9 protein-coding genes and 3 pseudogenes are annotated in these 14347 nt (G+C 65.6%); 6 read left to right on the plus strand and 6 right to left on the minus strand.

All coding sequences use genetic code 11. The features are described 5' to 3' along the window. Both AC3IYI_RS39365 and AC3IYI_RS39370 read left to right on the plus strand, forming a co-directional pair. On the plus strand, positions 1–304 hold a 304-nt coding region (locus AC3IYI_RS39365), incomplete at its 5' end, for a calcium-binding protein (RefSeq protein ID WP_489411924.1). Positions 305–1486: 1182 nt separating this feature from the next. Beyond that, on the plus strand, positions 1487–1942 hold the full coding sequence (locus tag AC3IYI_RS39370) for a single-stranded DNA-binding protein (protein WP_489411925.1): 456 nt from the start codon (positions 1487–1489) through the stop codon (positions 1940–1942). A gap of 112 nt (positions 1943–2054) precedes the next feature. Here the strand turns inward: AC3IYI_RS39370 and AC3IYI_RS39375 are convergent, their stop codons facing one another. Both AC3IYI_RS39375 and AC3IYI_RS39380 read right to left on the minus strand, forming a co-directional pair. After that, complete coding sequence (locus AC3IYI_RS39375; protein ID WP_489412246.1) at positions 2055–3290, minus strand: RNA-guided endonuclease InsQ/TnpB family protein; 1236 nt, start codon at positions 3288–3290, stop codon at positions 2055–2057. A 524-nt stretch (positions 3291–3814) separates the two neighbouring features. Next, positions 3815–4471, minus strand: a complete 657-nt coding sequence (locus AC3IYI_RS39380; protein ID WP_489411926.1) for a hypothetical protein — start codon at positions 4469–4471, stop codon at positions 3815–3817. A gap of 117 nt (positions 4472–4588) precedes the next feature. Between AC3IYI_RS39380 and AC3IYI_RS39385 the strand changes: the two genes are divergently transcribed. Continuing rightward, entirely contained in the window at positions 4589–4888 is a 300-nt protein-coding gene (locus AC3IYI_RS39385; RefSeq protein WP_489408527.1) for a transposase, read from the plus strand. Further along, on the plus strand, positions 4885–5772 hold the full coding sequence (locus tag AC3IYI_RS39390; protein ID WP_489408528.1) for an IS3 family transposase: 888 nt from the start codon (positions 4885–4887) through the stop codon (positions 5770–5772). The genes AC3IYI_RS39385 and AC3IYI_RS39390 overlap by 4 nt, the downstream gene beginning before the upstream one ends. 504 nt (positions 5773–6276) lie before the next feature. Here AC3IYI_RS39390 and AC3IYI_RS39395 read toward each other — a convergent pair. Then, complete coding sequence (locus tag AC3IYI_RS39395) at positions 6277–6966, minus strand: alpha/beta fold hydrolase (protein WP_489411927.1); 690 nt, start codon at positions 6964–6966, stop codon at positions 6277–6279. A 699-nt stretch (positions 6967–7665) separates the two neighbouring features. On the opposite strand from AC3IYI_RS39395, the pseudogene AC3IYI_RS39400 reads away from it, so the two are divergent. Together AC3IYI_RS39400 and AC3IYI_RS39405 are read left to right on the plus strand one after the other, a co-directional pair. Then, positions 7666–8070 (plus strand): annotated as a pseudogene (locus AC3IYI_RS39400) (IS110 family transposase); the annotation flags it as partial. A 161-nt stretch (positions 8071–8231) separates the two neighbouring features. Next, a pseudogene (locus tag AC3IYI_RS39405) lies at positions 8232–9029 on the plus strand (IS110 family RNA-guided transposase); the annotation flags it as partial. 126 nt (positions 9030–9155) lie between these two features. On the opposite strand, the gene AC3IYI_RS39410 reads toward AC3IYI_RS39405, so the two are convergent. The 3 genes and pseudogenes from AC3IYI_RS39410 to AC3IYI_RS39420 form a co-directional block, all read right to left on the minus strand. Continuing rightward, a complete protein-coding gene (locus tag AC3IYI_RS39410) occupies positions 9156–10427 on the minus strand; it encodes an IS256 family transposase (protein WP_489411928.1) in 1272 nt (423 codons plus the stop codon). A 210-nt stretch (positions 10428–10637) separates the two neighbouring features. Continuing rightward, complete coding sequence (locus tag AC3IYI_RS39415; RefSeq protein WP_489411929.1) at positions 10638–13409, minus strand: Ig-like domain repeat protein; 2772 nt, start codon at positions 13407–13409, stop codon at positions 10638–10640. Between the two features lie 466 nt (positions 13410–13875). Continuing rightward, positions 13876–14235 (minus strand): annotated as a pseudogene (locus tag AC3IYI_RS39420) (transposase family protein); the annotation flags it as partial. Between the last annotated feature and the right edge of the window lie 112 nt (positions 14236–14347).

Below are 14347 nucleotides of genomic sequence, written 5' to 3' on the forward strand. Positions count from 1 at the left end.
AACCACCGGCAACGACAACCTCACCGGCACCAACCAAAACGACGTCATCTGCTCCCTCGGCGGAAACGACACCATCAACGCCGCCAACGGCGACGACCTCATCTACGCCGGCACCGGCAACGACACCATCAACGGCCAAAACGGCAACGACACCATCAACGCCGGACCCGACAACGACACCGCCAACGGAAACAACGGCAACGACACCCTCAACACCATCGACGGCCAAACCGACACCGCCAACGGCGGCACAGGCACCGACACCTGCAACACCGACACCATCGACACCCGCATCAGCTGCTAACAAACCCACCCACCAGCACCCCGGCTATGCCCCGGCACCCGCACACAAGGTGCCGGGGCGCAGGTCTATACGGACCCTCGCTGCGAAGATCCTGAGGGGCACCAACGGCAACAACATCATCTTCGCCCTCACCCTCACCCGAAACGACATCGTCAACGGCATGGGCGGCAACGACCTCATCTGCGGCGGAAACAACACTGCCACCGTGAGGTGCCCCGCCCGGCCCGGTGTGACCGCCCCCGGTGACCGCTCACCTCGGACACACCACCACCAATCACCGGACATACAAAACAAATCAGGTATTTATTGACATGTAGCCCCTCCCGAGGCTGCGCATCGGACCGGCCCCGCACCGTCCCATCCGTTCGGGCGGGACCGGCTCCACATGCCGCCCGAGAGACCTGGGGCTGGGTGCCCCGGGCGGCACCCAGGAAGAACCAACACACCTTCCATACCGTCAGCAACGACCCGTCCCGCACGGCCATTGACCAGCCGCCTCACCCCCGAGGCGCCCACCGGTCCGTCAGCTCGACGTCCCGGCGGCGCCGCTCGCACGGCTCCTTCTCCGCCCCGCGCCACCGGTAACAGGTGAACGAGGCGATGAAAGGTCCCGGAGGACAGGCTCGCCCCCACGCGCGGATGCGTCGAGCAGTCCTGTCACCTGGGCCGGGGCCTGCCCCGCCCTGCTCCGGGGAAACCGGTGCCCGTCGCATGAAGCCCGAAGGAAAGCCTCAGGACCAAAGACTCTCCAGGTAAGGACTAAGGACCCCGCGCCCTGCCCTCCAAGATCACATACAATCATGGAGCAGGGAAACCCCCGGGGACCAGTGGAAACAGCGGGCCAATGGTCCTCCACCCCCCGAGACCATTCGCTTGGCCGCGTTCACACATGGCCTCGGGGGCACCCTCACAGCCACACCACCGAATTCCGCCCAGTCACCAACCTTGAAGACGTCTCGGGAATGCGGAGCTCCGGTATGACTGAGCCAGTTCCGAGCTCGCTCCGCTTGCCAATGAGGTATCGGCCGAAGGCATGGATCGCCGCATGTCTTCCACTGCGCGGTGTCCACTACCCGGCCAGTCGCACGGTGCCGCCGCCAGCCCTGACAGCTCGCCGCGGCCAACAATACGGGCCCAGTACGGTGGTCTTGCATGTACTCGGGAGCGTTGAGGGGTGGCATCATGGCGGGCGAAACCGCAGTCACGGTCGTGGGCAACCTGACCGCCGATCCAGAGCTGAGGTTCACCGCCTCCGGCATTGCGGTCGCCGACTTTACAGTCGCATCCACTCCACGCGTCTACGACCGTGACCGCAGCGCGTTCACCGACGGCGAACCCCTGTTCCTGCGATGCACGCTATGGCGGCAGGCAGCAGAAAACGCCGCCGAAACCCTGACCCGCGGCATGCGCGTCATCGTCACCGGACGCCTCAAGCAGCACACCTATAACGACAAAGAAGGACAACAGCGCACCGTCGTCGAGATCGACGCCGAGGAAGCCGCCCCGTCCCTCACCTACGCGAAAGCCACCGTCACCAAAAAATTCCGGCCTGTCCGCGGACCCGCCACCGGCAGGCTCGCCGTACAACCCGGCACCCCGGCGCCGGCGCCGGCGCCGGCGGAACAGTATCCGTTCTGACCTGACCGCCCGCCCGCCCCTGAACCTCAAAGCCACAAGCCAACCCCCGGCCGGCTGAAACGAGAAGTTCGCGGAAGCATTCAGCGAGGGGGCGTATTGACCCCTCCCCTCCCTAAAGGAAGGGGATTCCTAGCTCACTTCGCCTGACACCTAGCAGGTGGCAGGTGGCAGGGCTTACAAGATCAGCACTAGCCGGGTTGAGACCAGCCCGGACGAGCACCACGCGGGCGGAGTTCTTGTCCCTGGGGGACACGGTTCCGCAGGCGGTGCACGCATATGTTCTCTCGGCGAGGGGGAGGCGGTGCTTGGCTCTCGCTCCGCAGTGTGCGCAGTCCATGGTGGTGTGCGCGGGGTGGACAAGGTACACGGTGCGTTCGTGCTTGCGGGCCATCTCGATCAGGGCCGTCTTGGTGGCGCCGATCGCGGCATCGGCCGCTTTGCGGGCCATTGTGGTCTTCGCGAGGAACTTCGGGCGGAAGTCCTCCACGGCGAGGTGTTCGAAGTCGCGGACGACGGACTTGGCCCACTTGCGTCCGGTGTCCTGCCGCTGCCGGGCGATCTTCTTGGACACCTTCGCCGCTGCCCGGCGGGCCTTGCAGTAACCCTTGGTGTCGGGCTTGTTCTTGGGGGTGCGGCGCCGGGCCATCATCCGCTGGTAGTGCGCGAGCTTCGCAGCAGCAGTCCTGCCGTGCTGGGCGTGGGGCAGGTCGTGGGTGTCGCTGGTGGTGGTCGCGGTCTCCTTCACGCCCCAGTCGACGCCGATCGCGGCGCCGGTCTCCGGCAGGGCCTCGGCCACGGTGGGGACAACGAAGCTGGCATGCCAGTGGCCGAGGCTGTCCCGGTACACGCGGACGCTGGACGGCGGCTTGGGCAGCTCACGCGACCACACCACCGTCAAGACGATCCCGCCGGCCAGGTGCAGACGACCGCCCTTGAGCCGGAAGCCGCGCTGCGTGTAGTTCAACGACGGCGCCGCGCCCCGCTTCCGCTTGATCCGGGGCATCCCGGCCCGCTGCCTCATCGGCATCTTCGCTTTGATGCCCCCCAGCGCCTTCGCACGGGACTTCACGAAGTCCCGGATGAACTGCTGCTGAGGCACCGAGGCGCCATCGCGCAGCCAGGACATCGAACGACGCGCGTCGGTCAGCATCTTGCCGAGCTGCGCCGGACCACACGTCGTCTTCGTCTCGGTGGCTTTGTTGAGTTTGTGGACCTTGCGGGACATCGCCACGCACTCGTTCCACACCCAACGACACCGACCCCACTCCGCTTCCAGAGTGGTACGGGCGGTGGACGACAGGCGCAGCCGGTAGGTGTACCGGGCGCGCCCGGTCACCTGCTCGGCCATCGCTGCTCTCGTCACGACCGGAACCTAACACCCGCCACTGACAACGGAAGAGAGTGCAGGTCAGAACAGATGCGCAGAGAACTCCGCCGCTCCGCGGCTCCGCCCCAAGGACCCATTCCTCCCCAGGCTGAAGCCCAGGGCATCCTGGGAGAAATCAGGTGAACTGCTCCTGAGGCCGACGAAAGAAGACAGAAAGCCGGAAGTCCTTGATCATTCACGGGATGCTCAGGAGCACCCCGTCCCACAGCTCACCTGATACCAGGCCACCGGCCCGGATCAGGGGTGCAGAGCCAGACTCGCAGAACGCACCAGACGGGGCAGGCCCGCTTATGCCCCAGCAGCCTCTCGCTGGGCAACGGTTCGCATCACCCTCGAGAAGTCCGTGTGACCACCGCACGCATCTACCGTACGGCGCCAGCCTGATGCAACACTTCTGTAAGTGACGCCCCCCCACAGAAATCATCGGTGGTCGCTGTGGGTGAGCCCCGCCAAACCCGGGCGGGGCCCACCCACATGACCCAGCATCAGAGACAGGGACCGCCGGACACCGCCTCCTCCCGGCTCACGGGCGCATGCTCGCGAGCCGCAATGAGCCAGTCGATGACGGCCTCCCGCTGCGCTCCGTCCATCTTCTCGATGATCACCATGGCGATCTTCTCGGGATCGCTCCAGTCCATTCGCTTGACCTTGGCGATGTGGATCCAGTCGTCGTCCGAATCCGGGGCGCCCGCGGGCGCAGCATCCACCCGCGGGTGCGGAACCTCCGCCGCAGCACTGGTAGCGGCGGAACCCATCGACGGTGCGGTCGAAGCGACTTGCTTGGCGTGGCCGGCTGAAGCCTTCCGCCTGGCCTTACGCTCCTCAGCCTGTGTCTGCCGGTCGCCCTGCTCCTGCTCCCACCACGCGAGTTGCTTGGCCTCGTCCCACTTCTGGTCCCGGGTGAGCTTGCCGAGCCGGCGGGCCGGCTCCAACGCCATGGCCCGCGTTCTCACGAGGTTCTGAACGGCGGGGGCGAGTTCCAGAAGGACCCTGCGCTGGGACACCCAACCGTCGACGCGCTCGTAGTGCTGTGCGACCGCACGGCCTGTTCCGAAAGCGGCGACGAGGGCCTCTACGGCCAGCGCCTCCTCGATGGGGTCGAAGTTCTCGCGGTCGAGGTTCTCGGACACCACGGCGTCCATGAAGGACTGGCGGTCTTTGGCGACGTCGTCGTTGATGACACAGTCGAGGGTGAAGCTTCCCCTTGGTCTTGGACACCTGGAGACTGGGACGTGTGGTTCCAGAGGAAGTAGTGCCAGGTGGGAAGTAAGTACACGAAGCGGTACTCGGCGGAGTACCGGCGGGACGCGATCGCGCTCGTCCGGTCTTCCGGCAGGACGGTGACCGAGGTCGCCCGGGAGCTCGGGGTCAGCCCGGAGAGTCTGCGCAACTGGGTCCGCCGCGATCAGGCCGACCGTGGCGAGGGCGCCCCGGGCGGGCTGACCAGCGCCGAACGCGAGGAACTCAAGCGCCTGCGCAGGCAGAACCGTGAGCAGCAGCAGACGATCGAGATCCTGAAAAAAGCGACGGCCTTCTTCGTGAAGGAGAGCGACCGGTGAGCGTGCTGTACCGGTTCATCCACACGGAGAAGGCCTGCTATCCGGTGACCCTGCTGTGCCGGACGGTGAAGATCGCCCGCTCCTCTTACTACGCCTGGTGCGAGGGCGAAGCCGGCCGCCAGGCCCGCCGGGCAGCCGACGACGCTCTCGCCCACGAGATCACCGTCCTGCACATCGCCTCCCGCAAGACTTACGGGGTGCCGCGGATCCACGCCGAGCTGCGGCGTGGGGGCCGGCGGGTGAACCGCAAGCGTGTCGCCCGGATCATGCGCCAGGCCGGCATCCAGGGTGTCACCCGCCGCAAGCGGCGTTCACTGACCCGAGCGGACAAGAAGGCCCGGCCGGCCCCGGACCTGATCGGCCGCGACTTCCACGCCGAGACCCCTGGTACCAAGCTGGTCGGGGACATCACCTGCCTGCCCACCGCCGAGGGCTGGCTCTACCTCGCCTGCTGGCTGGACCTGGCCACCCGCGAGATCGTCGGCTACGCCATGGCCGACCACCACCGGGCCTCCCTCGTCACCGACGCCCTGAAGATGGCCCAGGGGCGGGCTGAACTCCGCCCCGGATGCGTCATACACAGCGACCGCGGCAGCGAATACACATCAGCCGAATTCCGCAGTGAGATAGCGGAGTTGAACCTGCGGCAGAGCTGCGGACGCACCGGATCCTGCTTCGATAACGCCGCCGCGGAAAGCTTCTGGGCCCTCCTCAAAGAAGAGATCGGCACCCGCATCTGGCCCGACCGGGCCAGAGCCCGCGCCGACGTCTTCAACTTCATCGAAACCTTCTACAACCGCCGCCGCCTGCGCAAACACAAGACCCTCGGCTACCTCACCCCGGCCGAGACCAGGCAGCGACACCAGCACGCCCTCGCAGCGTAAACATCGAGTGTCCAGGATCACGGGGAAACTTCAGTGCCGTACTTCTCCGCCAACGCGCGCTGTGACAGCGAGGGATCAAGACGCTTGTCCCTGCGGATATTCGCAAACAGTTCGACCCGCGACGAACCCACCCCGGCCTCCCGACATGACCGTGTACCCGAACGACACGGCCCCGACATGACCGTGAACGACGGACCACACCCTGTCGTCGCGAGGCGGACGGCCCACAGCATTCACTCCAACGTGGGCACGTCGCCCTGGGGTTGTCCCGGGGCCGAACGGGGCCGAAGCCGCGGCGTCCGGGCTGATGGCCTGCGCACTGCACCGTTCTGTGTGCAGCTCCAGGGCCTCGCTGATCCGTTCCGCCCTAGTCACTCCAGTCGTAGATCGTGATCTTCATACCTGAGCGGCTTGCGCTGTAGCGGCTGGCCTGGGATCGGGCCTGGTGGCGACGTCGCCAATCGGACCAGCCGAGCCGGGGGGAGGCTCGGCCCCTGGGGTTTCCTACACCGATTTCGCGGCGGTTCGGATCGTGTCGAGTACCAGTGCGGGGTTGGAGAGCATCGTGACGTGGCTGGTGTCGGCCTCGACGGTAGTGGAACCCATGCGCTTGGCCATGAAGCGTTCCAGGTCCGGGTTGATGGCGTGGTCCTGCTTGGCGACGATGTACCAGCTGGGCTTCGACCTCCAGGCGGGATCGTCGGTCTTGGCGGTGGAGAGAAGGTCCGCGGGCGGCGCGCCCTGGGTCGCCCAGACGAGCTGCTGGTCTTGCTCGGACAGGTCTCCGCAGAAGTGCGAGATGCCGTCCCGGGCAATCCAGATACGCCCGTCCTCAACGTCGAGGTGGGAGAACAGCGGCGGGGCGTCGTACTTGGCGATCAGGTCCTGCGGGGTCTCGCCGGCGTCCGGGCCCAGTGCGGCGATGTAGACCAGTCCGGCGACGCGGTCGTCGGTGCCGGCCGCGGTGATGACGAATCCGCCCCACGAGTGACCCACCAGGATGGCCGGGCTGCTGACCCGCGCCAGCGCGCGGGAGACCGCGTCGACGTCGCCTTCCAATGTCTCCAAGGTGTTCTGGGCGGACACCACCTCGTACCCCTCCTGCTGCAGCACGGGGATCACCTTGCTGAAACAGGAGCCATCGGCCCACAGCCCGTGCGCGAATACAATGCTCGGCTTGGTCGCCGTCGACATAGCGTGCTCCTCCGCTCGGCACGGATCGCAGGTCCGCGCTTTCTTCTGGGATTCCACACCAGGAACGGCCAGGGGGCACCTCCGGTAACCCAACCGGGCATCCCGAGCGGTGGCCAAGGGCCTACTCCATGGCCCTCGGCTACCGCACGAGCTTGAAGAGCCTCCACACACCGCAGCAAGATCAGGCGATGTCCGTGTAGCTCCCGCTCGCGAGCACGAACCGCTCCGGCCGTGGGTCGCTCAACTACGCCACCGGTCGCGAAGTAGCCAGGGCGGGCGGGTCCTCCCTTTCGTGGGCGTCACTGGAACACCCCAGGTGGAGCCAAATCAACTTGGTACATCAATGGGGCCAGAAACCACTGTCACGGTGGGGCCCAAAGAACTGCTTACAGACAGCCCTCTTCATGATCAAGGAAATCGGGCTACGAACCCCCCTGAATAAGCCTCCTTGTACAGGCCCCCCATTACCGTTTTGGTTGCCCCGCAACGGGGCGCCCGGCCTCCGGAGTTGGCATGACTTTCTCCCCCTGTCGAACGCATGGCCTGGGGGGTGGTGTCACCGGCTCCGGAGGCATCGACAGACCGCTGATTAGGGGCATGACCACCGGCCTTTCTGCAGGTCGGGAGGCTCTTCGTAATGTGGATGTGGCGATCGGTGCCGTGGGACGGCCGGGCGATGGGGACGAGCGGAGGACGCACGTGATCGACATCAGCGGCATCGGTGCCTTCCTCGGCCTGGACGTCGGCAAGGGCGAACACCACGCCACCGCCGTCACGCCGGCCGGGAAGAAGGCCTTCGATAAACGGCTGCCCAACAGCGAGCCCAGGCTCCGCGAGGTCTTCGGGAAACGGCAGGCCAAGCACGGGACCGTGCTCGTTGTGGTCGACCAGCCGGCCTCGATCGGGGCCCTGCCGCTAGCGGTGGCCCGTGACATGGGCTGCCCAGTCGCCTATCTGCCGGGCCTGACGATGAGACGGATCGCCGATCTCTATCCAGGCGAGGCCAAGACCGATGCCCGCGACGCATTCGTCATCGCGGACGCCGCCCGCGTCATGCCCCACACCCTCCGCTCGGTCGACCTCGAGGAAGAGACCATCGCCGAGCTAGTGCTGTGGCCGGAAAGGTTCACCGGGTCGCGGCGTTCGGTGCGGTGCATCGCAAGGCGGAGGACCGCGCCTCGTACTGGACGTACCGGCGTGGTCCGACAACGCGGCGAGGTGCCGTGCCGGGCGTCGCGACCCGGTGAACCTTTCCGGTCACAGCACTAGAGATGATCGTCGGCTTCGACGACGACCTCGCCGGTGAGGCAACCCGGATCAGCAACCGCCTGCGGGGCTTGCTCACGCAGATCCATCCCTCGCTGGAACGGGTCCTGGGCCCGCGAGTGCAGCACCCGGCCGTGCTCAAGCTCCTCGACCAGTTCGGTTCCCCGGCCCAGATCCGCAAGGCCGGACGCCGCCGACTCGTGACCTTGATACGTCCCAAGGCGCCCCGGATGGCCGAGCGGCTCGTCGAGGACATCTTCACGGCGCTAGACGAACAGACCGTCGTCGTCCCGGGCACCGACGCGGCCGCATTGATCGTTCCCAGCCTCGCCAGCTCTCTCCAAGCGGCGCTTGACCAGCGCAAACTCCTCGCCGCCCGAATCGAGGAACTGCTGGAGAACCACCCTCTTTCCAAGGTCCTGACGTCCATGCCGGGGATCGGCGTCAGGACCGGAGCCCGCATCCTCATCGACGTCGGTGACGGCAGCTCGTTCCCGTCCGCCGCCCACCTCGCCGCCTACGCCGGCCTGGCCCCCGCGACCCGCAGCTCGGGGTCGTCGATCCGCGGCGAACAGCCGTCCAGGAGAGGAAACAAGCAGCTCAAACGGGCCTTCTTCCTCTCCGCCTTCGCCGCCCTCGCCGACCCCGTATCCCGGGCCTACTACGACAAGAAGATCGCGCAGGGAAAGCACCACACCCAAGCACTCCTCTGCCTCGCCCGCCGACGAGCCGACGTCCTCTTCGCCATGCTCAGAGACGGCACCTTCTACGAACCCCAACCCGCCCCATCACCTTGACCAAACCCATAGGGGCACCCCCCGCAACCCCACCCAGGGCACCAGGGGCCCGGGGTCCGGAGCCCGGGCCCCTGGTGTGGGCACAAAGTGCGGGTGTGTCAGCGATCTTGTGTAAGTCGTCTGGTGTTATTGGATGCTGAGCCGGTCCTCGAAGAAGAGTGAGAACTGGTTCAGTGCCTCTTTCCAGTGTGCGGCGACGTGGTTCGCGTCGCGCGCTTTCGGGTTGATCTGCTCGCGGACCGCGAGGTAGAGGACCTTTAACGCGGCCTGCTCCGAGGGGAAATGGCCTCGATTTCGAGTGGCCTTGCGGAGCCGGGCGTTCATGGATTCGACCATGTTCGTGGAGTAGACCACGGTCCTTATGGCCGGCGGGAACGCCAGGTAGGGCGTGAACTCCGGCCAGGCCGACCGCCAGGTCCGGACGATCGCGGGATAGCGTTCTCCCAGCTGAGAGGCCTCGAAAGCATCGAGGGCCTGCTCGGCCGCGGTCTCGGTCGGGGCTGTGTAGATGGCCTTCAGGGCCGGGACCAGCTTGGGGTGGTCCCGCGACGACGAAAGCCTGAGCGAGGCTCTCGTCAGGTGGATCACGCAGGTCTGGACGGTGGCTTTGGGCCAGGTCGCGGTGACCGCGTCGGGCAGGCCCTTCAACCCGTCACAGACCACGATGCAGACGTCCTCGATGCCCCGATTTCGTAGCTCGGAGAGGACCGCCATCCAGGTGGTGGCGCCTTCACCCTCGGAGCCGACCCACAAGCCCAGGACGTCTTTGCGGCCGTCCATGTCGACGCCGACGGCCAGATAGACCGGCTTCGAGGTCACCGAGCCAGAGCGGATCTTCACCCACAACGCGTCGATGTAGATGATCGGCCAGACCGCGTCCAAGGGCCGGTTCTGCCAGGTCACGAGCTCGTCGATCACGGCGTCGGTGACCTTGCTGATCAGGTCCGGGCTGACCTCGACCCCGTAGATCTGGGCGAGGTGGGAGCGGATGTCGCGCACGCTCATGCCGCGGGCGTAGAGGGAGAGGATCCGGTCGTTGAACCCCGCCAGGCGGCGGGCGTTCTTCGGTACCAGCCTCGGTTCGAAGTCGCCGTTGCGATCCCGCGGCACCGCCAAAGTGACCGCGCCGGCGTCCGTCAGCACCGTCTTGGACGAGGTCCCGTTGCGGGAGTTCCCCGACCCGTGACCTGCCAAATCTCCGCGTTCGTAGCCGAGGTGTTCGCTCATCTCGGCTTCCAGGGCCCGCTCCAGAACGGCCTTGGTGATCTCCGTCAGCAGCCCGCCCTCACCGAGCAGAGCCGCCCCCGAGGAGTCAGCCTTGTCGAGCAGCCGCTCGACCACCTCGTCAACCGTCTTGCCGTCGGCCACGGACGCGGCCGCTCCGTTTTTGTCTGCCATGACTCGTCCGATCCGCCTGGCCCACAGGCCCGAGGCCGAGCCCCGGGCCAGGCTTCCACATCACGGACTTACACGAACTTTCAGACACGCTCCAAAGTGCCTCTGCCAGGTGCGAAGTAAGGGCCTGGAAGGTCCTTACTTTTTACCTGTCAGAGGCACTTTCTGTTGTTCTGATTACTGCTTGGACAGCTCGTTCAGGGAAACGCGAGGTTAGTTGTTGTTGATGACGTTGTTGCCGGGGCCGCCGTCGAGGGTGTTGTTGCCGGGGCCTCCGAAGAGGACGTCGTTGCCGTTTCCACCGATGACGGTGTCGTCACCGTTTTCGCCGCGCAGGACGTCGCTGCCGTCTTCTCCTTCGATACGGTCGTTGCCGTCGCCGCCGCGGATGGTGTCGTTGCCGTTTCCGCCGCAGAGGAGGTCGTCGCCGGCCTGGCCGTTAATCTGGTCGTTGCCGCCGTGGCCGAGAATGATGTCGGGCCCGGCGGTGCCGGTGAGCATGTCGCTGCGGTTGCCGCCCTCAATGAGGGTGTAACGGGCGGGGATGGTGTTGGTGTCGATGGTGGCGCATGTGAGGGCGTTCACTGTGTGGGTGTAGGGGGTGCTGGTCGAGGCCTCGTGGGTGGTGTCGCCGGAGTAGGCGGCGGTAACCGGGTGGTCGCCGACCGTGAGTGTGTTGGTCGTGCAGGTCGCTGTCGCTGACCCCGTACTCGTCTCCGTCAGCTGCGCGTTGTCGCACAGGATGACGGAGCCGTCGGTGAAGTCCACCGTGCCCGTCGGGGTGGTGGTATCGGAGACAGTGGCAGTGAACGTAACGTCCTGCCCCTCGTTCGACGGGTTCGGGGCGGATACCACGACCGTTGTTGTCGGCTGCTGATTTACGGTGTGGGTGACCTGGCCGGTGGAGCCCTGATGTCCGCTGTCGCCGTTGTAGGTGGCAGTGATGGTGTGGGTTCCGACCGTAAGGGTGCTGGTCGCAAACTGTGCTTGGCCGTTGGCGAGGGGGACGGTGTCAAGAACCGTGTTGCCGTCCTTGAACTCCACCTGCCCGCTCGGAGTGGTACCCGAGCTCGTGTTTGTCACCGTGGCGGTGCAGGTCACGCTCTGCCCGAAAATTGACGGGTTAGGGGTGCACTCCAGATCCGTGATTGTGGTGGCCTGGTTGACGGTTTGGGTGAAGGTGTCGCTGGAGGCTGCGTGGGTGGGGTCACCGTTGTAAGTGGCCGTGATGGTGTGAGTTCCGGACGTGAGAGTGCTGGTCGCAAACTGTGCTTGGCCGTTGGCGAGGGGGACGGTGTCAAGAACCGTGTTGCCGTCCTTGAACTCCACCTGCCCGCTCGGAGTGGTACCCGAGCTCGTGTTTGTCACCGTGGCGGTGCAGGTCACGCTCTGCCCGAAAATTGACGGGTTAGGGGTGCACTCCAGATCCGTGATTGTGGTGGCGAATTGGTTGACGGTTTGGGTGAAGGTGTCGCTGGAGGCTGCGTGGGTGGGGTCACCGTTGTAGGTGGCCGTGATGGTGTGGATGCCGGACGTGAGTGTGCTGGTCTCAAACTGTGCTTGGCCGTTGGCGAGGGGGACGGTGTCAAGAACCGTGTTGCCGTCCTTGAACTCCACCTGCCCGCTCGGAGTGGTACCCGAGCTCGTGTTTGTCACCGTGGCGGTGCAGGTCACGCTCTGCCCGGACGCCGAGGGGTTCGGAGCACACTCCAGATTCGTGGCAGTAGTCGTGGCGGATTGGTTGACGGTTTGGGTGAAGGTGTCGCTGGAGGCTGCGTGGGTGGGGTCACCGTTGTAAGTGGCCGTGATGGTGTGGATGCCGGACGTGAGTGTGCTGGTCTCAAACTGTGCTTGGCCGTTGGCGAGGGGGACGGTGTCAAGAACCGTGTTGCCGTCCTTGAACTCCACCTGCCCGCCCGGAAGGTTGCCTGCGCCCGTCACGGTGGCGGTGCAGGTCACGTTCTGCCCGGACGCCGAGGGGTTCGGAGCACACACGAGATCGGTCGCGGAGAGCAAGAGCGGCTGGGTATACAGCTCTGCCGACGACAGCGGTTGGTTGGCTGATGTACCTCCAGCAGCGAGGACGTCTCCGTTGGGCAGCAGTGTCGCCGTATGCCCTGCGCGGGCAACCGTCATAAATCCGGTGGCGTTCCACGTACGTCCGCTGGGGTCGTAAAACTCCGCCGACGATACGACAACCCCGCTAGTGCCGCGGCCGCCTGCAAGGAGTACCGTGCCGTTGGTCAGCAGTGTTGCTGTGTGGAGACGCCGGGGGGTTGTCATAGCTCCGGTGGCGTTCCACGTATCGCTGGTGGGGTTGTAGGTCTCCGCCGATGCAGAAAGACCCCCTGCCACGAGTACTGTGCCGTTGGGCAGGAGTGTCGCCGTGTGATTCGAGCGGAGTACAGCCATGGAGTTGGCGGCGCTCCATGTATTGCTAGCCGGGTTGTAAACCTCAGCCGACGACAAAGCAACGCCGATACTGCTAAGGCCGCCCGCTGCCAGGACTCTGCCGTCGGGCAGCAGCGTTGCCGAGTGATTCGAGCGGGCCGCAGCCATAGGGTTGGCGGCGCTCCATGTATTGCTAGCCGGGTTGTATACCTCAGCCGACGAGAGAGAAACTCCGTCAGCTCCCGAACCGCCGGTTACGAGCACTCTGCCGTTGGGCAGGAGTGTCGCCCTGTGATTCGAGCGGAATGCAGCCATGGAGTTGGCGGCGCTCCATGTATTGCTAGCCGGGTTGTAAACCTCAGCCGACGACAAAGCAACGCCGGTACTGCTAAAGCCGCCCGCCGCCAGGACTCTGCCGTCGGGCAGCAGCGTTGCCGAGTGAGAACTGCGGTTGGTTCCCAGAGGTCCGGTCGTGCTCCAGGTCCCATCGGTGGGGTTGTAACGTTCCGGCGCATCAGCGCTGATGCCACCAGTCGCAAGGACTCTGCCGGTGTTGAGAAGCGTTGCCGTGTGGTTTAGGCGGATCTCCTCCATGGCGCTAGTACTGATCCAGGTACCCGGAGGGGCGGCCTGGGCAAGGCTCTGGGCGAGCATGAAAGTAAATAGCGCACACAGGTACGCGACCCATTTCAGAGTCCTACCGGACGTCCGTCTTCCATACGTCATCGCTCGGCTACTCAGCCTGGCCGCTAGACGTCCGATGTTAGACATTTAACCTTTGCCTCCAGCTAACGTTGTGACGCCCTGAGACGGGCGTGAGGCAGTCGTGGCGACCGCAATCGCTGTTGCCATTCTTTGCAGAACTCACACCCGATACCCGATCATGGAACACTCTGCCTCACCGCACACGAGACGCGCGGGGACTGCACCTGCTTTTCCAGGCAGACGACGGCACCATCGCGGAACCTGACAATGTGACAAGGTGTGTTCAATCGCTGTGCCGGGATCATTTGATCGTCGTGCTGGAAGTCGGTGGGGCACTGAGCCTTTTCCATCTTGATCAGTTGGCGAGTTCGAGGGCGACGACGGCTCGGACGACTGCGGTGATTCGGGTGGTGCTGCAGCGGAGCTTCCGCAGGAGTCGCCAGCACTTGAGGGTCGCCATGGCGCGTTCGCCGAGGCTGCGGATCTTGGCGTGGTCCCGGTTGTGACGTCGGCGCCAGCCGCGAAGGTTCTTGCCCCGGAACGGGACGCGGACGGCAGCACCCGCACCTTGGTAGGCCTTGTCCGCCCAGCACTTGACGCCGTCGGTGGCGAGAGCGGCGGGAATGCCATGGGTCCGGGCCGCGGTCAGGTCGTGAGTGGCCCCCGGCAGCGCGTCCGATGCCCAGATCAAACGCCCGGCCGGATCGGCGATGACTGACCGGCGAGGGATACCACCAGGCCGCCGGTGAACCGCCAGGTCCAGTACGGGGTGGTGTGTGCGGCGCGGGGCACGGCGAGGCTGGTGTTGGACGACACTCTGCGTGGCG

Source organism: Streptomyces sp. GL_148, from assembly GCF_057834205.1.

Coding starts and splice junctions, on each gene's coding strand:
- AC3IYI_RS39370 (WP_489411925.1), top strand. CDS start 1,487: ATGGCGGGCGAAACCGCAGTCACGGTCGTGGGCAACCTGACCGCCGAT.
- AC3IYI_RS39375 (WP_489412246.1), bottom strand. CDS start 3,290: ATGGCCGAGCAGGTGACCGGGCGCGCCCGGTACACCTACCGGCTGCGC.
- AC3IYI_RS39380 (WP_489411926.1), bottom strand. CDS start 4,471: ATGGACGCCGTGGTGTCCGAGAACCTCGACCGCGAGAACTTCGACCCC.
- AC3IYI_RS39395 (WP_489411927.1), bottom strand. CDS start 6,966: ATGTCGACGGCGACCAAGCCGAGCATTGTATTCGCGCACGGGCTGTGG.
- AC3IYI_RS39410 (WP_489411928.1), bottom strand. CDS start 10,427: ATGGCAGACAAAAACGGAGCGGCCGCGTCCGTGGCCGACGGCAAGACG.
- AC3IYI_RS39415 (WP_489411929.1), bottom strand. CDS start 13,409: ATGGAGGAGATCCGCCTAAACCACACGGCAACGCTTCTCAACACCGGC.